Here is a 19,559-nt window from a genome sequence, read left to right on the forward strand (position 1 = left end):
GGCCATGCGGGCGAGTTGGGTGTCGGTGCCGACGCGGGTGGCTTCGACGACGAGGCGTCCGCCGGCGTTGAGGGTGGCTCCGGTGACGGTGTCGCCGGTCGCGATCTCGACGGGGACGGACTCGCCGGTGAGCATCGAGGCGTCGATGGCCGAAGAGCCCTCGACCACGGTCCCGTCCGTCGCGATCTTCTCCCCCGGACGGACGACGAAACGGTCCCCGACGACGAGCGTGCTCGCCGGGACGCGTACCTCCCCGCCGTCCCGCAGCACGGCGGCGTCCTTCGCGCCCAGATGCATCAGCGTCCGCAGCGCCGCGCCGGACTTCCGTTTGGCGCGGGCCTCCAGGTAACGGCCGAGCAGGATGAACGTGATGACCCCGGCCGCCACCTCCAGGTAGATCGTGGAGGCGGCGTCTGCGCGCGAGACGGTCAGGTCGAACCCGTGGCGCATGCCGGGCATGCCCGCGTCGCCCAGGAACAGGGCCCACAACGACCAGCCGAACGCGGCCAGCGTGCCGAGCGACACCAGCGTGTCCATGGTGGCCGCGCCGTGCCGGAGATTGGTCCAGGTGGCGCGGTGGAAGGGCAGCCCGCCCCAGACGACGACGGGTGCGGCGAGGGTGAGGCTCAGCCACTGCCAGAAGTCGAACTGGAACGCGGGGACCATGGCGAGCAGGACCACGGGGACGGCCAGCGCGGTGGAGACGACGAGCCGCTGCCGGAGTGCGGCGAGGGCGGCGTCCTGCTCCGCCTCGGCGTCCCGTGCGGCGGACTCGGCGGTGGGTTCCCGGACGGTGTCCCGGGGCGGCTGTGCGGCGGGGGCGGCGCTGGAGGTGGCGCCCGGGGGCCTTTCCGTACGGGGGCCGGTGGCGGCGGTTCCGGGGGTGGCGTCGGTGTGCGGGGCGGGGTCCGGGGGCGACGGCGTGCCCGGGTCCGTCGTCGTGGGGGAGTGCGCGGGGCCGGCCGCGGCCGGAGTCTTCCGTTCGGGCCGGGGGACCGGGCGGGCCGTGTAGCCGGTCTTCTCGACCGTGGCGACGAGGTCCCCGAGTTTCAGCCCCTCCCCGAAGGTGACGCGGGCCTTCTCGGTCGCGTAGTTCACCGTGGCGGTGACGCCGTCCATCCGGTTGAGCTTCTTCTCGACGCGGGCGGCGCACGAGGCGCAGGTCATCCCGCCGATGATCAGCTCGGCCTCGGAGGACTCGGCGGCCGGGAAGTCGGCTTCTGCTGTGCTGGCCATGTCCGGGACTCCTGGAATAACGCAGATCGGGCCGTACCCCACCAGTATCGGCTGGTGGGGCAGGCCCGACGGCGAGCGGGGATCGTGCCGGTGCTGCGGTGCTGCGGTGCTGCGGTGCTGCGGTGCTGCGGTGCTGCGGTGCTGCGGTGCTGCGGTGCTGCGGTGCTGCCGGCGGCCTCAGGCGGCCGGGCCGAGCAGCTCGTACCCGGCCTCGTCCACGGCGGCGCGCACGGCGTCCTCGGCCAGCGGGGCCTTGGAGAGGACGGTGACGAGACCGGTGGCGGCGACGGCCGTCACCGAGGTGACGCCCGCGATCTCGGAGATCTCCTCCGATACGGCGCCCTCGCAGTGACCACAGGTCATGCCCTTGACCTGGTACACCGTGGTGACGGCGTCGGCCTGGCCGATCTGCACGTCGGCCGCGCCGTCGTGGCAGGAGCCGGTGGGCGAGCAGCAGGAACCGGTGGACTGGGGGGTCTCGGTCTCGGCGGTCATGACGTTCTCCTCTTCGTGAACACGATGCGGCGGCACGGCGGGGCGCGGGGGGCCGCACAAGGCCCAGTGGCGTCCCGCCTGCTGAACACTATACCCCTAGGGGGTATGAATGCGTCGCGATGGGGCCGCGCGCGTGCGTGGCGGCGGCGAGGCCGTTACGGCGTGGGCGCGGGCGGGCAGGGAAGGTCGTCGCCGACCAGGGGGTCCAGGTAGCGGAACAGGGCGGTCTTCAGCTCCCGGATGTATGCCGCGCGCTCCTCGCCCTCGTGGGCCATGATCAGGTCCAGCCCGGCCTTGAAGATCATGAAGATCATGTCGGCCACCCGGTGGACCTGGGGGGCGGGCGTCTCCGGGAGGTAGCCCGCGAGGACCGCCTCGACCCGGGTCAGCATCGTGGCGTGCAGGGTGTCGTGCTCCTCGGTGATCCGGCCCGGGATCTCCGAACCGTGCATCAGGACCGCGAACGCCGGGTTCTCGCAGTTGAAGGCGATCAGCGGGTCGAGGACGGCGTCCAGCATGCTGTCGAGCGGCTGCTCGACCTGGCTCTGGTCGAAAGCCGCGCCGTACGTGTCGCGCCAGCGGGCGAGCAGCCGGTCGCCGAGCTCGACGGCGATGGCCTCCTTGTTCGGGAAGAACTGGTAGAGCGTGCCCGGTGACACCCCGGCCTCGCGCGCGATGGCGTTGGTGCTGGACGCGGTGTAGCCGTTCGCGCAGAAGACGTCGGCGGCGGCGCGGAGAAGTTGCGCGATGCGGGCCTCGCCCCGGGCCTGGCGGCGGCGCGGGCGGGTGGGGCTCGCGGTGGACTCGGGGGCGGCCGTTCCAGTGCCTTCCGTGATGGCTCCGGTGGTGGACGCGTCGCCCGGTGCGCCCGTCGCGGCGCTCTTGTCGGCTCTGGCCTCCGGCACGGTCTATCCCCAGCTCTCATGATGCGATTGACAAACACGAGTGGTCACTCGCATTCTAGGGGAACGCGAGCGACGACTCGTGTTTGTCGCGACAAACGGCAATGACCGACCCATGCTGCCCTGTGCTGCCCGGGTCTCGGTGAAGGGGACACCGCACCATGTCCGAAGTCAACCGCTCCGCGTCGCCGCAGCTCGGCGGCTGGACCCGGTTCGTCACCGCCCGGCCGCGCCTCGCGCTGCTGGCCGCGCTGGTGATCACCGCGCTCGCCGTGTTCGCCGGAAGCGGGGTGGCGGACCGCATGGGCAGTGGCGGCTGGCAGGCCCCTGACGCGGAGTCCACCTATGCGAGCGAGGTGCTGGCGCGTGAGTTCCCCGCCTCCCAGCCCAACCTGCTGCTCCTGGTGGACAGCGGCTCGGCGTCGGTGGACGACCCGGACGTGGCCGCGGAGGCGGGCCGCCTCGCGAAGCGACTGGACGCCGAACCGGGGGTCTCGGGCGTCGGTTCCTACTGGGCGACCCGATCGCCCGCGCTGCGCTCCGAGGACGGGCACGAGGCGATCATCGCGGCACGGATCGGGGGCGACGAGAAGACCGCGGGGGAGACCCTCGACCGGATAGCCCCGGACTTCGCGGGGGAGCGGGGGCCGGTGACGGTCTCGGTGGGCGGGCCCGTCGCCGTCCAGCACGAGATGCAGACGATCATCCAGGAGGATCTGCTGCGGGCCGAGCTGATCGCCCTGCCGGTGACGCTGATCCTGCTCGTCATGGTGTTCGGCAGCGCCGTCGCCGCGCTGCTGCCGCTCGGTGTCGGCATCGTGGCCATCCTCGGCACCAATGCCGTCCTGCGGGGCCTGACGGAGCTGACCGACGTCTCGGTCTTCGCCATGAACCTCACCACGGCCCTCGGCCTCGGTCTGGCCATCGACTACGCCCTGTTCATCGTGCGCCGCTTCCGCGAGGAACTGGCCGGCGGGGCGGCCCCCCGGACCGCCGTGGGCACGACCCTGCGGACCGCCGGGCGCACGGTGCTGTTCTCGGCGCTGACCGTGGCGGTGTCCCTGTCGGCCATGCTGGTCTTCCCGCAGTACTTCCTGCGGTCCTTCGCCTACGCGGGCATCGCCGTGGTCCTCCTGGCCGCCGCTGCCGCGCTGATCCTGCTGCCCGCGGCCCTGGTGCTGCTCGGCCACCGGATCAACTCCCTGGACCTGCGCCGGGTGTTCCGCCGCCGGAAGAAGCGCGTGACGGGGGCGGCGGGCGGGGTGACGCCGGAAGGGAAGGCCGAGGCGGGGGCTCCTGGTGCCGGTGCCGGTGCCGGTGCCGACGCCGACGCCTCGCCGGGCCGGGGCTGGGCGCGGCTGGCCGCACTGGTGATGCGGCGGGCGCCCGTCTTCGCCATCGTCACCACCGTGGGCCTGCTGCTGCTCGGGCTGCCCTTCCTGGGCGTCAAGTTCGGTACGGCGGACGACCGTCAGCTGCCGGCCGGCGCGGAGTCCCGGGTGGTCCAGGAGCACATACGCGACGGCTTCCCCGGCAGCCCCGGCGGCGGCCTGGAAGTGCTGGCCGAGGGGAAGGGCTCGCCCGCCGACCACGCGGAGCTGAAGGGGCGGATCGAGAAGCTCCCGGGCGTCCTGCGGGTGGAGGGTCCGGTCGCCGAGGGCTCGACCGCCTACTACAACGTGCTGCCCGAGGGCGAGGCCGTCGGTGAGGCGACCCAGCAGCTCGTACGGGACCTGAGGGCCGTGCCGTCCGCGTCCTCCCTCGACGTCTCGGTGACCGGCACGGCGGCGGTCCTGGTCGACTCCAAGGACGCCATCGCCGACAGGCTGCCCTGGGCGCTGGCGATCATCGTGGTCGTGACGCTGCTCCTGGTCTTCCTGCTCACCGGCAGCGTGCTCATCCCGCTCCAGGCGGTCGTGCTCAACGCCCTCAGCCTGACCGCGATGTTCGGGGCGTTGGTCTGGGTCTTCCAGGACGGGAACCTCTCGGGTCTGCTCGGCTTCACCAGTACGGGCGACATCGAGACGACGCTGCCGGTCCTGATGTTCTGCGTCGCCTTCGGACTCTCCATGGACTACGGCGTCTTCCTCATATCCCGGATGAAGGAGGAGTACGACCGCACCGGTGACCACGAACACTCCGTCACCTTCGGCCTCCGGCACACGGGCGGGCTGATCACCGCGGCAGCCGTGATCCTGGCGGTCGTGATGGTGGCCATCGGCACCTCGCGGGTCACCAGCACCAAGATGCTGGGGCTCGGTATCGCCCTCGCCGTGCTGATGGACGCCATGGTGGTGCGCGGGCTGCTGGTCCCCGCGGTGATGAAGCTGATGGGCCGCTCCACCTGGTGGGCCCCCGCGCCCCTGCGGGCCTTCCACCGGAGGTTCGGCCTCAGCGAAGGGGAGTCCGCCCCGGCCGCTGCTGCGTCCGCACCTGCCCCTGCACCTGCCCCGGACGGTGCCGCCGTACCTGCTGGGACCTCGGCTGCGGCTTCCGTTGCGGCGCAGTCGGCGGACGCGGCGGGTGGCGTGGAGGCCGGGCCGGAGACTGCCGCGGACACGGACCTCGCCAAGTCGGCGAGACGCTGACCGAGCCTGCTGCCGGGCGCTGCCGGGCCCTGCGAGGGGCGTTGCGGGGGCGGGTGCGGAGACGTGCGTCCGGCTCGGCGCGCGGGGACGCGTGCCGCATGCGCCCGGTCTGGGGCGGAGGGCGCGAAATCCGTCGGGAAACAGTCCTCGCGGGGGCGGGGAAAGGCCCCGTGAAGGGCCGTGGCGGGCCCGTGGGGCTCGCGTCGGGCGGGGGGTGAGGGGCCGGTGGCGCCCGGCCTCCCGCCGGGTGCCAGAAGGCTGCCGACGGGATCGGTGCAGCGCCTCTGACCTGGGCTTTCGTTGTCCTGCTTCCTAGAATTGACCCATCGGAGAAGGGGGCCCGGATGGACCGGAACGTACGCACGACCGACGATGTCATGACGCTGATGGACGGCCTGTTCGCCCCGGAGGCGGACCGCTGGACGGAAGGCGGGGCGTCCTGGTGGGACGGCTTCTACGCGGACCGGTCGAAGGCCGTACCGTTCTTCGTGGAGAAGCCCGACGAGAGCCTCGACGTCGCGGTGCGCCGGGGGCCGATCGCCCCGGGACGGGCGCTCGACCTCGGCTGCGGGCCCGGCCGCAACGCACTGCACCTGGCCTCGCTCGGCTTCGACGTCGACGCGGTCGACCTCTCCCCGGCGGCGATCGACTGGGCCCGCGAGAGGGCCGCCGAGAAGCCGGCCGGGGCGGGCGAGGTGAGGTTCCACCGCGGCGACGCGTTCGCGCTGACCGCGCCCGGGGCCGAGTTGGCCGGGCCCTACGACCTGATCAACGACTCCGGCTGCTTCCACCACCTGCCGCCCCACCGTCGCATCAGCTATCTCGCCCTGCTGGAGCGGTGCCTCGCGCCCGGCGGCCACTTCGTCCTCACCTGCTTCGCCTCCGGGGAGGGAGGCATGGGATCGGAGCTGCCGGACGCCGAGCTGTACCGCACGGGCGGCCTGCACGGTGGACTCGCCTACTCCGCCGAGGCGTTGCGCGACATCTTCGCCGAGCTGACCGAGATCGGCCTGCGCCGGATGAACGACGAGTCCCCCGCGTCCCCGCTCTTCGGGGAGTCGTTCCTCTGGGCGGCCCACTTCCGCAAGGCCGCCCAGGGGTAGTGGGCCCCGGGCGCGCGGCCGGTGCGCATGCGGGGCCCCCGCCCGCGCAACCGGTGCCGGCGGGCAACCGGGGCTGACCGCGTACCCGGAGCCGCCCGCGCAACCGGGGCCTCAGCGGCCCCGGTTGCGCGGGCGTGAGGCGACCCAGGCGCGGATGGTGTCTCCGTACCAGTGGGGCTTGCCGTTCAGCACCTCGTCGGGCGGGGGCAGGAGACCGTGCTTGCGGTAGGAGCGGACGGTGTCCGGCTGGACCTGGATGTGCGCGGCAATGTCCTTGTAGGACCAGAGCGTTCCGTCCGTCATCAGGGACACCTCTCTTCGCTTGTCGAGCTGACGGCTGATGATCACTCGGTGGGCACGCCGGCCAACGTCCCCGCGTGGCGGGGCGCGTGAGGCTGTCGATCAGCCGTGACGGAAGGCCCGCGTAACGGAGATATCTGTGCCGAAACGGTTACTCCTGTGACAGAAAGGGCGGGAGGGGTCGGTGTGCCGACGGCGAGGAGCGGGCGTTGTCGGACCCGGGTGCCACGATGGAGGGCATGAGCACCGCCGCACGCCCGATGCCCCCGCTGGACGCCGACGAACGCACCACGTTGGCGAGCTGGCTCGACTTCTATCGCGCCACCCTCGTACAGAAATGCGCGGACCTGTCGGAGGAGGGGTTGCGCGAGACGTCCGCGGCCCCCTCGCCGATCACCCTGCTCGGTCTGCTCCAGCACCTCGCGGAGGTCGAGCGGAACTGGTTCCGCCGGGTGCTCGCGCAGGAGGACGTCCCCTCGTTCTTCCCGCCCCCGCCTGGAGGCGGGGACGGGAACCAGGGAAGGGAAGGCGGCTGGCAGGTAGCCGAGGACGCCACCTACGCGCAGGCGCTCGCGCGTTGGGAGGGGGAGGTGGCGGTGGCCCGGGAGAACTGCGCGGAGCGGGCGCTCGACGACACCAGCCCGTTCATGGGCGCTCAGGTGACGCTGCGCTGGATCTACACCCACATGATCGGTGAGTACGCCCGGCACTGCGGCCACGCCGACCTCATCCGCGAACGCGTCGACGGCCGCACGGGGGCGTAGGGGCCGCCGGGCTTACCGGGAGCCGGGCTTACGGGGAGCCGGGCTTACGGGGAGCCGGGCTTACGGGGAGCCGGGCTTACCGGGAGCCGGCGTCCGGGGTACGGAAGTGGCCTGAGGTCGCCCGGTGCCCGGTGCCCGGGGTACGGAAGCGGCTTGAGGTCGCCCGGCGTCCGGAAGCGGCCCGCTGCCGTCCGCCGCCCGGCGGACGGCAGCCCGGACCGCTGTCGCGCGTGGCCCGGCTCCCCGGCCCGGTCCCGGTCAGAGCGGTGCGCCGGGGCGGCCGCAGGAGCGGAGGAACTCGCGGGTCCGGCGGGCGATCGGCAGCGGCCGGTCCGGCGGGCACGGGTACATGTCCTGTTCCACGATCGCGAACAGGTCGACGTCCAGGGCGCGGGCCGCGTCCAGGACCGGCTCCAGGGCGGGGACCCCGCGCGGCGGCTCGCACATCACGCCCCGGGCCACCGCAGGGCCGAACGGCACCTCGTCCGCCACCACCTCCGCCAGGACCGCCGGGTCGACCTGCTTGAGGTGGAGGTAGCCGATGCGCTCCCCGTACGTCTCGATGAGCCGGACGCTGTCGCCGCCGCAGTAGGCGTAGTGCCCGGTGTCCAGGCAGAGCGAGACGAGGTCCGGGTCGGTGGCGTCCAGGAAGCGGTTGACGTTCTCCTCGGTGTCGATGTGGGTGTCGGCGTGCGGGTGGACGACGACGCGCAGCCCGAACCGCTCCCGCACCTCCCGGCCCAGCCGTTCCGTCTGCGTGGTCAGATCGCGCCACTGCGCGGGCGTGAGGGTGCGGTCCTCCAGCACCTCGCCCGTCTTGTCGTCGCGCCAGAACGACGGGATGACGACCAGGTGCCCGGCGCCCATGGCCCGGGTCAGCGCGGCGATGTCGGCGACATGCGCCCAGGTCCGGTCCCAGACGGCCTCGCCGTGGTGCAACCCGGTGAAGACGGTTCCGGCGGAGACGCTCAGCCCCCGGGCGCGGGTCTCGTCCGTCAACCGGGCCGGATCGGTCGGCAGATAGCCGTACGGGCCCAGCTCGATCCACGCGTACCCGGCCTCCGCGACCTCGTCGAGGAAGCGCTGCCAGGGGACCTGCCCCGGATCGTCGGGGAACCATACCCCCCACGAGTCGGGGGCCGAGCCGATGCGGATACGGGCCGGGGTCTGGACGGAGGGGGTCATAACGCCCAGCCTCACGGCCCGCGCGGAGGGGTGTCAAGGGTGCGTCCGCGCGACACGTCCGTATGTCCGGACAACATATTGACAGCGTTCCCGCAAGCGGGCTAGACCTGGGGCCATCCGACCGCCGGGGGGCGAAGGGACTGCGTATGCCTGAGCCGTACGACGTGATCACCATGGGGCGGATCGGGGTCGACCTCTATCCGCTGGAGGTCGCGACGCCGCTCGCCCGGGTCGAGACGTTCGGCAAGTTCCTCGGCGGCTCCCCGGCCAACGTCGCGGTGGCGGCCTCCCGGCTGGGGCGGCGTACGGCGGTCATCACCCGGACCGGCCAGGACCCGTTCGGCGACTACCTCCGCCGGGAACTGGGGCGGTTCGGCGTGGACCCCCGGTGGGCGACGGCCGTGGCCGCCTACCCGACCCCCGTCACCTTCTGCGAGATCTTCCCGCCGGACGACTTCCCCCTGTACTTCTACCGGCAGCCCAAGGCCCCCGACCTGGAGATCCACGCCCCGGACCTCGACCTGGACGCGGTGCGCGACGCCCGGATCTTCTGGATGACGGGCACCGGGCTCTCCGCCGAACCGAGCCGCACCGCCACGCTCGCCGCCCTCTCCGCACGGAACGACCGCCGGGCCGACCGCCGGGCCGACCACCGGACGGGCCCGGGGCGTACGGCGGGCGAGCGGCGTACGGCGACGGTCTTCGACCTCGACTGGCGGCCGATGTTCTGGGACGGGGGAGACGACAGCGCCGAGGCGCCCGTGCGGTACCGCGAGGCGCTGGCCCACGCCACGGTCGCCGTCGGCAACATCGAGGAGTGCGCCGTCGCGACCGGCGAACGCGAACCGTACGCGGCGGCCCGAGCCCTGCTGGCCGCCGGGGTGGAGCTGGCCGTCGTCAAGCAGGGGCCGAAGGGCGTCCTCGCCCTGCACCGCGACGGCACCGCGGCCGACTGCCCGCCGTTGCCGGTGGAGGTGGTCAACGGCCTCGGCGCGGGCGACGCGTTCGGGGGCGCGCTCTGCCACGGGCTGCTCGCCGGATGGCCCCTCGACCGCGTCGTGCGGTACGCGAACGCGGCCGGCGCCATCGTCGCCTCCCGGCTCGCCTGCTCCTCCGCGATGCCGTTCGAGGGCGAGGTGGAGCAGGCGCTCGCGGCCGGGACCGCGACCGCCGTGCCCCCGGACCCCTCAGGCCCGGACCGCCCCGCCCCGCGCGACCCCGGAGCGGGCGCATGACGCCGGTCGCCGACTCCCTCTCCGCGCTCGTGCGGCTGCGCGCCGAGCGGCCCGAAGCCGTGGCCGAGGCCGCCGCGCGGCGGAAGCGGCGGCGGTTGGTCCGGCACGCCGACGACCGGCTGATGATCGTCGCGGCCGACCACCCCGCGCGCGGAGCGCTCGCGGTGGGGGACCGCTCCCTCGCCATGGCCAACCGGTTCGAGCTGCTGGAACGGCTCCGCCTCGCGCTCTCCCGGCCCGGGGTCGACGGCGTGCTCGCCTCCGCCGACGTCCTTGACGACCTGCTCCTCCTCGGCGCCCTGGAGGACAAGATCGTGATGGGCTCGATGAACCGGGGCGGGCTGGCCGGCGCCGCGTTCGAGCTCGACGACCGGTTCACCGGCCACCGGCCCGAGGACCTGGTCCGCCACGGGTTCGACGCGGGGAAGCTGCTGCTCCGCATCGACCACGAGGACCCCGGCTCGCTGGACACCCTGCACGCCGCCGCCCGGACCATCGACGCGATGGCCGCGCACCGGCTGCCCGTCTTCGTCGAACCGTTCCTCTGCCGCCGCGTCGGGGGCCGCCTCCGCAACGACCTGGAGCCCGCCGCCGTGGCGACCTCCATCGCCATCGCGTCGGGCCTCGCCGGGACGTCGGCGTACACCTGGCTCAAGGTCCCCGTCACCGACGAACCCGGGGCGATGGCCCGGGTGATGGAGGCGTCCACCCTGCCCGCCGTGCTGCTCGGCGGCGATGTCGGCGACGACCAGGACGCCGTGTACGGGAAGTGGCGCGACGCGCTGCGGCTGCCCACCGTGCGGGGGCTCGTGGTGGGCCGCTCCTTGCTCTACCCGGCCGACGGGGACGTGGCGCACGCGGTCGACACCGCCGTGTCGCTGCTGTAGCCGGCGGAGGGCGGGTAGGGAGGGGACATGGACACGCACGCCGAGGGCACGCACACCGAAGGCATGGACACGCACGCCGAGGGCACGGGCACGCACACCGAGGGCCCGGGCACGCACGCCGAGGGCGGGCACGGCCGCCGGGAGACGGACGCGCGCCCCGGGGACGACCACGGCCACGCAGGCCGCCGCCACCTGCCCTCCGGCAGCGCCGCGCGCGGGGCGTACGCCGTCGACATCGCCCCCGAGCGGGCCGGCTGGGAGCGCTCGGCCCTCCGGGTGGTCGAGCTGGAGCCGGGCGGTGTTCACACCCTCGTCACCGGCGGGAGCGAATGGATCGTCCTGCCGTTGGCCGGTGGATGTACGGTGCGTACAGCAGGTGAGACCTTCGAACTGCTGGGCAGGGAAAGCGTGTTCAGCGGGGTCACCGACTTCGCCTACGTACCGCGCGACGCCCAGGCACTGATCGCCTCCGGCGCAGGAGGCCGCTTCGCCCTGGCAGGAGCGAAGTGCGAGCGACGACTCCCCGCTCGCTACGGCCCCGCGCCGGAGGTACCCGTCGAACTGCGCGGCTCCGGAACCTGCTCGCGCCAGGTGAACAACTTCGCCGCCGCCGACACCTTCGACTGCGACCGGCTGATCGCCGTCGAAGTGCTCACCCCCGGTGGCAACTGGTCCTCCTACCCGCCCCACAAGCACGACGAGCACGTGCCGGGCGAGGAGTGCGTACTGGAGGAGGTCTACTACTTCGAGGTGGAGCGCGGCGGACTCGGCTACCACCGGGTCTCCCCGTCGCGCGAGGGCGGTACGGACGTGCTCGCCGAAGTACGCGACGGGGACATCGTCCTCATCCCCGACGGCTGGCACGGCCCGTCCATCGCCCCGCCCGGCCGCACGCTGTACTACCTGAACGTGATGGCCGGGCCGGGGGAGGAGCGCGCCTGGCTGATCCGCGACCATCCCGATCACGGCTGGATCCGCGACACCTGGCCAGGCGAGCCGATCGACGCCAGACTCCCGCTCTACACGGCGCATCCGTCGCCCGGCCCGGAGGTAACGCCTTGAGCCCGACGCGTCCCGCGAACCGCCCCGACGCCCCGCACGGCGCCACCCGGCGGCTGACCACCGCCCAGGCGCTGATCGCCTTCCTGGCCCGGCAGTACACCGAACGCGACGGCCGCAGGCAGCGGCTCATCAGCGCCACCTGGGGCATCTTCGGCCACGGCAACGTCGCGGGCATCGGCCAGGCGCTCCTGGAGGCGGGCCACGCGGGAAGCCCCACCGCCTCAACCGCCTCAGCCGGCCCCGGCACCGCCCCCCGCATCCCCACCGCCCCCGGCCACCGCATGCCGTTCCTCCAGGGCCGCAACGAACAGGCCATGGTGCACGCGGCCGTGGGGTACGCCCGCCAGTCGGGCCGCCTCTCCGCGCACGCGGTGACCACGTCCATCGGCCCGGGAGCCACCAACCTCGTCACCGGGGCCGCCCTCGCCACCGTCAACCGGCTGCCCGTCCTCCTGCTGCCCGGCGACACCTTCGCGACCCGGCCCGCCGACCCCGTACTGCAACAGCTCGAAGTGCCGTACGCGGGCGACGTGTCGGTCAACGACTGTCTGCGCCCCGTCTCGCGCTACTTCGACCGGATCACCCGTCCGGAGGCGCTGATCCCGGCCGCGCTGCAGGCCATGCGGGTCCTCGCCGACCCCGTCGAGACCGGGGCCGTCACGCTCGCGCTGCCCCAGGACGTCCAGGCGGAGGCGTACGACTGGCCGGAGGAGTTCTTCGCCGAGCGCGACTGGCACGTCCGCAGGCCCGCCCCCGACACCGCCGAACTGGAAGCGGCCGTCCGGGCGATCCGCTCCGCCCGCCGCCCCCTGATCGTCGCGGGCGGCGGGGTCCGGCACAGCGCCGCCGAGGAGACGCTCGCCGCGTTCACCGCCGCGACCCGCATCCCCGTCGCCTCCACCCAGGCCGGCAAGGGCGCGCTCCGCCACGACCACCCGGCCGACGTCGGCGGCATCGGCCACACCGGCACCGCCACCGCCGACGAACTGGCCCGCACCGCCGACCTGGTGATCGGCGTCGGCACCCGCTTCACCGACTTCACCACCGCCTCCGGCACCCTCTTCTCGAACCCGACCGTCCGCTTCCTCCACCTCAACATCTCCGCCGCCGACGCCCACAAGCTGGCCGCCCGCCCCCTGGTGGCCGACGCCCGCGCGGGCCTGGAGGCGCTGACGGCGGCGCTCGCCGGACGCGGCTACCGGGTCGATCCGGCGTACGAGACGGAGTACGCCGGATCGAAGGAGGCGTGGGAGGAGAAGGTCGAGGCGTCCTTCGCGACCCCCGTCCCCACCGCGCGCCCCACCCAGACCCAGGTCCTCGGCCTCCTGGACGCCCTCGTCACCGAGGACGACATCCTGATCAACGCGGCCGGCTCCCTCCCCGGCGACCTGCACAGACTCTGGCGCACCCGCTCCCGCGACCAGTACCACGTGGAGTACGGCTACTCCTGCATGGGCTACGAGATCCCGGCGGCGATCGGCGTCCTGCTCGCGGAGGCGGCCCGCGGAGCCCGGAGCCGGGGACACCGCCCCGTCTGGGCCCTCGTCGGCGACGGCACCTACCTGATGAACCCCACCGAGACCGTCACCGCCGTCCAGGAGAACCTGCCGCTCAAGCTGGTCATCCTCCAGAACCACGGGTACGCCTCCATCGGCGGGCTCTCCGAGGCGGTCGGCGCCGAACGCTTCGGCACCGCCTACCGCCACCGCGACGCGGACGGCGGCTTCACCGGCCCGCCGCTCCCCGTGGACCTCGCCGCCAACGCGGCCTCCCTCGGCATGCGGGTGCTGCGCGCCGCCACCGTCGACGAACTGGGCAAGGCGCTCGCCGAGGCGCGCGACGCCGAGGGCCCCACTTGTGTCTACGTCGAGACCGAAACGCCCGACACAGTGTCGGGCCCCCCTCCGGCACAGGCGTGGTGGGATGTTCCGGTAGCCGAGACCGCGAGCCGGCCGGCGGCGGCCCGCGCCCGGGAGGAGTACGACCGGCAGGCCGCCTCCCGACGCCGCCATCTGTGACACCACACCCGCCACCTGCCCGAAGTCCTGAAGGAGCACGTCATGACGAAGACCGTCAACCACTGGATCGGCGGCAGGACAGTGGAGGGCACGTCCGGCCAGTACGGTCCGGTCACCGACCCGGCCACCGGCGCGGTCACCACGCGGGTCGCCCTCGCCTCCGCGGCCGAGGTCGACGCGGCCGTGGCGGCGGCGAAGACCGCCTACGCGACCTGGGGCACCTCCTCGCTCGCCCAGCGCACCGCCGTCCTCTTCCGCTACCGCGCGCTGCTGGACGCCCACCGCGACGACATCGCCGCCCTGATCACCGCCGAGCACGGCAAGGTGCACTCGGACGCGCTCGGCGAGGTCGCGCGCGGCCTGGAGATCGTCGAGCTGGCCTGCGGGATCACCACCCAGCTCAAGGGCGAGCTGTCCACCCAGGTCTCCAACCGGGTCGACGTATCCTCCATCCGCCAGTCGCTGGGCGTGGTCGCGGGCATCACCCCGTTCAACTTCCCGGCCATGGTGCCGATGTGGATGTTCCCGCTGGCCATCGCCTGCGGCAACACGTTCGTGCTCAAGCCCAGCGAGAAGGACCCCTCGGCCGCCAACCTGCTGGCCGAGCTGGCGACGGAGGCGGGCCTTCCGGAGGGCGTGCTCAACGTCGTCCACGGGGACAAGGTCGCGGTGGACGCCCTCCTCGCCCACCCCGACGTGGCCGCCGTCTCCTTCGTCGGCTCCACCCCCATCGCCCGCTACATCCACGCCACCGCCTCCGCCAACGGCAAGCGCGTCCAGGCGCTCGGCGGCGCGAAGAACCACATGCTGGTCCTCCCGGACGCCGACCTGGACGCGGCCGCCGACGCGGCGGTCTCGGCGGCGTACGGCTCCGCGGGCGAGCGCTGCATGGCGATCTCGGCGGTCGTCGCCGTCGGCGCGATCGGCGACGAGCTGGTCGCGAAGATCCGCGAGCGCGCCGAGAAGATCACGATCGGCCCCGGCAACGACCCGGCCTCCGAGATGGGCCCGCTGATCACCGCCGCCCACCGCGACAAGGTCGCCTCCTACGTCACGGGCGCCGCCGCCCAGGGCGCGGAGGTCGTCCTCGACGGCACCGGGCACACGGTCGAGGGCTTCGAGGACGGCCACTGGATCGGCCTCTCCCTGCTGGACAAGGTCTCCACCGACTCCGACGCGTACAAGGACGAGATCTTCGGCCCGGTCCTGTGCGTGCTCCGCGTGGACACCTACGAGGAGGGCGTCGCCCTCATGAACGCCTCGCCGTTCGGCAACGGCACCGCGATCTTCACCCGGGACGGCGGCGCCGCCCGCCGCTTCCAGCTGGAGATCCAGGCCGGCATGGTCGGCGTCAACGTGCCGATCCCGGTCCCCGTCGGCTACCACTCCTTCGGCGGCTGGAAGGACTCGCTCTTCGGCGACCACCACATCTACGGCAACGACGGCGTGCACTTCTACACCCGGGGCAAGGTCACCACCACCCGCTGGCCCGACCCGGCCGACGCCCCCGCCGGCGTCGACCTGGGCTTCCCGCGCAACCACTGAGGGTCGCGCCTCCCCGCCCGCACCCCGGTGCGGGCGGGGAGGCGGCAGTTCCGGCGGCACCCGACACTGCCCCTCGGGCCCGCCTTCCCTGCCCCGGAGAACCTGGCGCCGGCGCTGTCTGCCGCGTATCCAGGAAAGGACGCTCTCCCTCAGCAGGAAGTGAAGCCTCCTCGTGCGCACACAGGACAACGCCCGCAACGACGACGACAGGAGCGCGCGGGTGCAGGCCCGCAGACCTGAGAAGCCGGGAGCAGAGGCGCTCGCCGGAGGCATGGCCCTGCAGCGCACGGCCGGGAACGCCGCCGTCGTCCAGATGCTCCGCAGGGCCGGGCACCCCCCTGCGCTGGACCATGAGCACGGCGACGGGTGCGGCCACCAGGAGGAGACCGCGCCGACCGCCGACACAGCCGTGCAACGCCGTGCGGACGCCCCCGTGCAGCGCCGCTCGGCCGTCCACGACGTCCTGCGCACCGGCGGGCGGAGTCTCGGCGGCACCGAGCGCGCCGACATGGAGGCCCGGCTCGGCGCGGACTTCTCCGCTGTCCGCGTTCACACGGACGCTGCCGCGAAGGCGTCCGCCGCGGAGATGGGCGCCCGTGCCTACACCTCTGGCAATCACATCGTCATCGGTGACGGAGGAGGGGACAGACACACCCTCGCCCACGAGTTGACCCATGTCATCCAACAGCGCCAGGGACCCGTCGCCGGTACGGACAACGGGTCGGGGCTGCGGGTGTCCGACCCGTCCGACCGGTTCGAGCGCGAGGCCGAGGCCAACGCGACGCGGGTGATGAGCGGGCCACGCCCGCAGACGGACGTCGCCCGCTCGGTGGACCACCGGGCCTCCGGTGGCGACGGGCAGGTTCAGCGGGCAGTCGACGTGCAGCGTGTGGAGGGCGACAAGCAACTTGAGATCGAGGGCGGGGCGGAGGGCCCCACGACGGTCCGGTCTGCGTCGGACCTGCTCGTGTGGCTGATCGGCCACCCCGTGAGCCCCGCCCCCAGGAACTACGCCACCCCCGCCACGCTGCAGAGGGTCCTGGCGCGTCTGGAACGGTCGGGCGGCCCGATCGACCATGCCGCGGTCTGGCAGGCCCTGCGCGAAGTCGTCGCCCAGCAGGAGGCCGACGGCTCCAGCGACAGCAGCAGCAGTAGTGACAGCGAGGGCGGGGGCGGCTTCTTCCGGCAGGGCAATCGCCGCACCGACGACAGCAGCAGCGAGGAGAGCAGCAGCGACGAGGAGTCGGAGCGTTCCAGCGTCGCCTCGTCCGGATCACGTTCGGGAGCCGACTGGGCGGAGGGCGAATGGGGTGTGGACGAGTTCGGCATCCCCGGGACGCCGAAGGAGTTCCGGCGCGAGCTGGACGGGGACACAGTCGCGGAACGGCAGAAGGAGCTTGCCGCGAGCCTGAGCGGCTACCGGCTGGTCGGGTTCCACGGCACCCACGTCGAAAGCGTCGGGAGCCTGGTCACACACGGCCCGGACACGGGCATGGTCGGCAAGGGGAGCGGCCTCGGCAAGGGGCGCGGGTTCTACGTCGCCCCCGTCGTGGCCCCCGCCTCCCAGAAGGCTCAGGGGACGACCGACGCGAAGCAGAACGCGAAGATCTGGGGTCCGTTCCTGGTGGCCGTCTACGTGAAGGACGACATCGGGCTGGTGGCCGGTGCCGGCGGGTCCGACGGCGGTGTCGAGTTCGAGAGCGACAGCGACTCCGGTTCCGCGTCCGGCGCCGGGGCCACGATGGTCGCCTACGGCTCCGACGAACTGGTCATCCCCGAAGAACTGTTCGGGAGCGTCAAGCTGGTCCGCAACGTCGACGACGTCTCGATGGCGTCCGACCCGGGTGTCGCCGCGGTCGGGTACGAGGACGGCGTCAGTCAGTACGACAAGTCCAAGGCCAAGTCCAAGAAGTGAACCGGTCCCCGCCCGCACGCCGTGCGGGCGGGGACCGCCTCTCCGCGGAAAGCGGATGCCGGACCACCGTCGCGCCCTGCATCCTGTGACCTGTGAACACCCTCGCCCACCCGCCCCGCCACGAGATCCGCGCGCTCCACACCGCCACGACCGTCACCGTCTACCAGGCGTACCGCCCCGCCATCGGACTGCCCGCCGCGCGCGACGGGCGGTTCCCCGAGGAGTGGAAACGGGACCGGATGACCTGGATCAAACCCAGCTTCCTGTGGATGATGTACCGCTGCGGCTGGGGCACGAAGGAGGGCCAGGAAGTCGTCCTGGCCGTCGAGATCGACCGGAGCGGCCTGGCATGGGCCCTCGCGAACGCCGAACTCTCCCACTACACACGCGGTGTGCACCCCGACCGAGCGACCTGGAAGCGGAGCCTGCGGACGGCCCCCGCTCGGGTCCAGTGGGACCCCGAACGCGACCTCCACCTGAACCCGCTCCCGTACCGCTCCCTCCAACTCGGCCTGAGCGGCGAGGCGTCCCGCAGGTACGCGGACGAGTGGACCGTCTCCGTACGCGACGTCACCCCGCTGGCCCGCGAGGTCCACGCGGCGGTCCGCTCGGGCGACCACGAACGCGCCGCCGCCCTGCTGCCGGCGGAGACCCCGCTCGACCTTCCCGCACCCCGGCCGGTGGCGGCCGCCCCCGCTGCGTCCGAGGGGTGACTTTCGGCAGTGTCACCGGCCGCGCGGCCTCCGTACCCTCTCCCTCGTGAACAGGCTCTCCCTTCCCCGGAAGACGTCAGCGGCGAACGGCCGGGGCGCCGGGCCGCGCCGGCCCGATCCGGGAGGCGTCCTGGTACCCGCCGTCGCGGCGTTCGGCGCCCTGAGCCTGGTGGGGTGGTGGTGGGGCCTGCCGACCGCGATCGCCGCGTTCGCCGCCGGGCGGGGACCGGGGCGCGCCCGGACGGTCGTCCTGTGCCTGGCCGGGGCGCTCGTCGCGGGAGCGGCGGCCGTGGCCGTCGTGCCGTCCCTGCTCGCGCTCGCCCCGCAGTTCGTCGCGGTCGTCGTCCTCGCCGTGCTGGTGCCGTGGTTCGTGGGGCGGTTCTCCCGCCAGTACCAGCAACTGGTCCGGGCCGGCTGGGAGCGCGCCGAACAGATGGAGCGGGAGCGGAGGTTGGTCGCCGAGCAGGCGAGACTGCTGGAGCGGGCCAGGATCGCCCGGGACATGCACGACGTGCTCGGCCACGACCTGAGCCTGATCGCCCTGTCGGCCGGAGCCCTGAAACTGGCCCCCGGTCTGGACGAACGGCACCGGCGGGCCGCCCAGGACATCCGGGGCCGGGCGGCGGCCGCCGTGGAGCGCCTGGGAGAGGTGATCGGCGTCCTCCGCGAGGAGGGCGAGGAGCCGCCGCGGGGACCGGACGACGGTGACATCGCCCGGCTCGTCCGTGACGCGGCCGCCTCCGGGCTCCCCGTCGAACTCTCCGTGGAGGGCGAACCGGTGGAGCTGCCGCCCGTCGTCGGGCGCGCCGCGCACCGGGTCGTCCAGGAGGGGCTGACCAATGCGGCCAAGCACGCGCCCGGCGCCCCCGTGCGCGTCGAGCTCACGTACACCGCCGCCGAGACGCGGGTGGCGGTGCGCGACGAGGCGGGCCCCGCGCCGTCCCCCTCGTACGCCTGCGGCCCGCCGCCCGCGCGGGGCGGCCGCGGCCTCATCGGGCTGGACGAGCGCGTCCGGCTCGTCGGCGGCACGCTCGACCACGGCCCCCGGGACGGCGGTTTCGCCCTCACCGCCCGGCTGCCCCGCCACGCCCCCGCGAAGCCGCGCCGGCCGTCCCCCCGGCCGGGCCCCGACGACCGCGCGCCGGGACCTGCGCCCGACGGGTACCGGTGGGCCCGGCGGCGCGTCCGGCGCACCCTCCTCACCGCGCTCGCCGTACCGTTCGCCGTGGGCGCGGTGCTGCTCGCCGTCGTGGGGACGTGGGAGACGGTGGCCGCCTCCCGGTCCGTCCTCGACCCGCGCGACTACGCCCGCCTGCGCGTGGGGCAGGATCGGTCCGACGTAGGGAAGGTGCTGCCGGACCGGCAGGCGGTGGAGCGGCCGGCGGGGGCCGGGGCGAAGGAACGGGGAACGACGTGCGAGTTCTATGCGATGACGGCCGACCGCTTCGACGACCGGTCCGGGGACGTGTACCGGCTCTGCTTCCGGGGCGGCCGGCTCGTCTCCCGCGACGCGCTGACACCGTGAGCCCCCGATGACCGCCGCCGGACCGGACCGCTCCGCGACGCCCCCCGGCCCCGGGCCGGCCGGGGCCGGTGCGCCCGCCCCCGCGC

At 73.6% G+C, this 19,559-nt stretch carries 16 protein-coding genes; 11 read left to right on the top strand and 5 right to left on the bottom strand.

Annotation, left to right across the window (positions count from 1 at the left end; translation table 11 throughout):
* The 3 genes from IF19_RS0132895 to IF19_RS0132905 form a co-directional block, all read right to left on the bottom strand.
* Window positions 1–1,236, bottom strand: a 1,236-nt coding sequence (locus IF19_RS0132895) for a heavy metal translocating P-type ATPase (protein ID WP_030277936.1), incomplete at its 3' end; no start/stop codon positions are given.
* 177 nt (window positions 1,237–1,413) lie between these two features.
* A complete protein-coding gene (locus IF19_RS0132900; protein ID WP_030119499.1) occupies window positions 1,414–1,731 on the bottom strand; it encodes a heavy-metal-associated domain-containing protein in 318 nt (105 codons plus the stop codon).
* A gap of 155 nt (window positions 1,732–1,886) precedes the next feature.
* Complete coding sequence (locus tag IF19_RS0132905; protein WP_030119500.1) at window positions 1,887–2,636, bottom strand: TetR/AcrR family transcriptional regulator; 750 nt, start codon at window positions 2,634–2,636, stop codon at window positions 1,887–1,889.
* 158 nt (window positions 2,637–2,794) lie between these two features.
* Here IF19_RS0132905 and IF19_RS0132910 point away from each other — a divergent pair, with 158 nt between their 5' ends.
* Window positions 2,795–5,221, top strand: coding sequence for an MMPL family transporter (locus IF19_RS0132910; protein ID WP_234313304.1), 2,427 nt, complete (start codon window positions 2,795–2,797; stop codon window positions 5,219–5,221).
* Between the two features lie 344 nt (window positions 5,222–5,565).
* Entirely contained in the window at window positions 5,566–6,324 is a 759-nt protein-coding gene (locus IF19_RS0132915) for a class I SAM-dependent methyltransferase (RefSeq protein WP_030119502.1), read from the top strand.
* Window positions 6,325–6,435: 111 nt separating this feature from the next.
* On the opposite strand, the gene IF19_RS0132920 is transcribed toward IF19_RS0132915, so the two are convergent.
* Entirely contained in the window at window positions 6,436–6,627 is a 192-nt protein-coding gene (locus IF19_RS0132920; RefSeq protein WP_030119503.1) for a MerR family transcriptional regulator, read from the bottom strand.
* A gap of 236 nt (window positions 6,628–6,863) precedes the next feature.
* Here IF19_RS0132920 and IF19_RS0132925 point away from each other — a divergent pair, with 236 nt between their 5' ends.
* Window positions 6,864–7,388, top strand: coding sequence for a DinB family protein (locus IF19_RS0132925; protein WP_030119504.1), 525 nt, complete (start codon window positions 6,864–6,866; stop codon window positions 7,386–7,388).
* Between the two features lie 258 nt (window positions 7,389–7,646).
* Here IF19_RS0132925 and IF19_RS0132930 read toward each other — a convergent pair whose 3' ends face one another.
* Window positions 7,647–8,573 (bottom strand): sugar phosphate isomerase/epimerase family protein, encoded by a 927-nt coding sequence (locus tag IF19_RS0132930; RefSeq protein WP_030119505.1) that lies wholly within the window; start codon window positions 8,571–8,573, stop codon window positions 7,647–7,649.
* 146 nt (window positions 8,574–8,719) lie between these two features.
* Here IF19_RS0132930 and iolC point away from each other — a divergent pair, with 146 nt between their 5' ends.
* The 8 genes from iolC to IF19_RS0132970 all read left to right on the top strand — a co-directional run bounded on the left by iolC (window position 8,720) and on the right by IF19_RS0132970 (window position 19,473).
* Window positions 8,720–9,808 (top strand): 5-dehydro-2-deoxygluconokinase, encoded by a 1,089-nt coding sequence (gene iolC / locus IF19_RS0132935; protein ID WP_030119506.1) that lies wholly within the window; start codon window positions 8,720–8,722, stop codon window positions 9,806–9,808.
* Window positions 9,805–10,695 carry a Cgl0159 family (beta/alpha)8-fold protein gene (locus tag IF19_RS0132940; protein WP_030119507.1) on the top strand — a complete coding sequence of 297 codons (891 nt, stop codon included), beginning with the start codon at window positions 9,805–9,807 and terminating at the stop codon, window positions 10,693–10,695. The genes iolC and IF19_RS0132940 overlap by 4 nt, the downstream gene beginning before the upstream one ends.
* A 27-nt stretch (window positions 10,696–10,722) precedes the next feature.
* Window positions 10,723–11,757, top strand: a complete 1,035-nt coding sequence (gene iolB, locus IF19_RS0132945; RefSeq protein WP_234313305.1) for a 5-deoxy-glucuronate isomerase — start codon at window positions 10,723–10,725, stop codon at window positions 11,755–11,757.
* A complete protein-coding gene (gene iolD / locus IF19_RS0132950; RefSeq protein ID WP_030119509.1) occupies window positions 11,754–13,775 on the top strand; it encodes a 3D-(3,5/4)-trihydroxycyclohexane-1,2-dione acylhydrolase (decyclizing) in 2,022 nt (673 codons plus the stop codon). The genes iolB and iolD overlap by 4 nt, the downstream gene beginning before the upstream one ends.
* 42 nt (window positions 13,776–13,817) lie before the next feature.
* Window positions 13,818–15,320, top strand: a complete 1,503-nt coding sequence (locus tag IF19_RS0132955) for a CoA-acylating methylmalonate-semialdehyde dehydrogenase (RefSeq protein ID WP_030197267.1) — start codon at window positions 13,818–13,820, stop codon at window positions 15,318–15,320.
* A gap of 172 nt (window positions 15,321–15,492) precedes the next feature.
* Window positions 15,493–17,235, top strand: coding sequence for an eCIS core domain-containing protein (locus IF19_RS1000000138565; protein WP_234310327.1), 1,743 nt, complete (start codon window positions 15,493–15,495; stop codon window positions 17,233–17,235).
* 92 nt (window positions 17,236–17,327) lie between these two features.
* The gene (locus IF19_RS0132965; RefSeq protein ID WP_030119513.1) at window positions 17,328–17,948 is read left to right on the top strand and encodes a DUF4291 domain-containing protein; all 621 of its coding nucleotides are present in this window, start codon (window positions 17,328–17,330) and stop codon (window positions 17,946–17,948) included.
* Between the two features lie 130 nt (window positions 17,949–18,078).
* Window positions 18,079–19,473, top strand: coding sequence for a sensor histidine kinase (locus tag IF19_RS0132970; RefSeq protein WP_032748660.1), 1,395 nt, complete (start codon window positions 18,079–18,081; stop codon window positions 19,471–19,473).
* The last annotated feature ends 86 nt before the right edge of the window (window positions 19,474–19,559 follow it).

Source organism: Streptomyces californicus (assembly GCF_000717645.1).
GTDB classification, from domain to species: Bacteria; Actinomycetota; Actinomycetes; order Streptomycetales; family Streptomycetaceae; genus Streptomyces; species Streptomyces californicus.

Excerpts from the sequence above, each read along its gene's own strand:
- IF19_RS0132900 (WP_030119499.1), bottom strand. The coding sequence starts at position 1,731 with ATGACCGCCGAGACCGAGACCCCCCAGTCCACCGGTTCCTGCTGCTCG.
- IF19_RS0132910 (WP_234313304.1), top strand. The coding sequence starts at position 2,795 with ATGTCCGAAGTCAACCGCTCCGCGTCGCCGCAGCTCGGCGGCTGGACC.
- IF19_RS0132915 (WP_030119502.1), top strand. The coding sequence starts at position 5,566 with ATGGACCGGAACGTACGCACGACCGACGATGTCATGACGCTGATGGAC.
- IF19_RS0132920 (WP_030119503.1), bottom strand. The coding sequence starts at position 6,627 with ATGACGGACGGAACGCTCTGGTCCTACAAGGACATTGCCGCGCACATC.
- IF19_RS0132925 (WP_030119504.1), top strand. The coding sequence starts at position 6,864 with ATGAGCACCGCCGCACGCCCGATGCCCCCGCTGGACGCCGACGAACGC.
- IF19_RS0132930 (WP_030119505.1), bottom strand. The coding sequence starts at position 8,573 with ATGACCCCCTCCGTCCAGACCCCGGCCCGTATCCGCATCGGCTCGGCC.
- iolC (WP_030119506.1), top strand. The coding sequence starts at position 8,720 with ATGCCTGAGCCGTACGACGTGATCACCATGGGGCGGATCGGGGTCGAC.
- IF19_RS0132940 (WP_030119507.1), top strand. The coding sequence starts at position 9,805 with ATGACGCCGGTCGCCGACTCCCTCTCCGCGCTCGTGCGGCTGCGCGCC.
- iolB (WP_234313305.1), top strand. The coding sequence starts at position 10,723 with ATGGACACGCACGCCGAGGGCACGCACACCGAAGGCATGGACACGCAC.
- IF19_RS0132955 (WP_030197267.1), top strand. The coding sequence starts at position 13,818 with ATGACGAAGACCGTCAACCACTGGATCGGCGGCAGGACAGTGGAGGGC.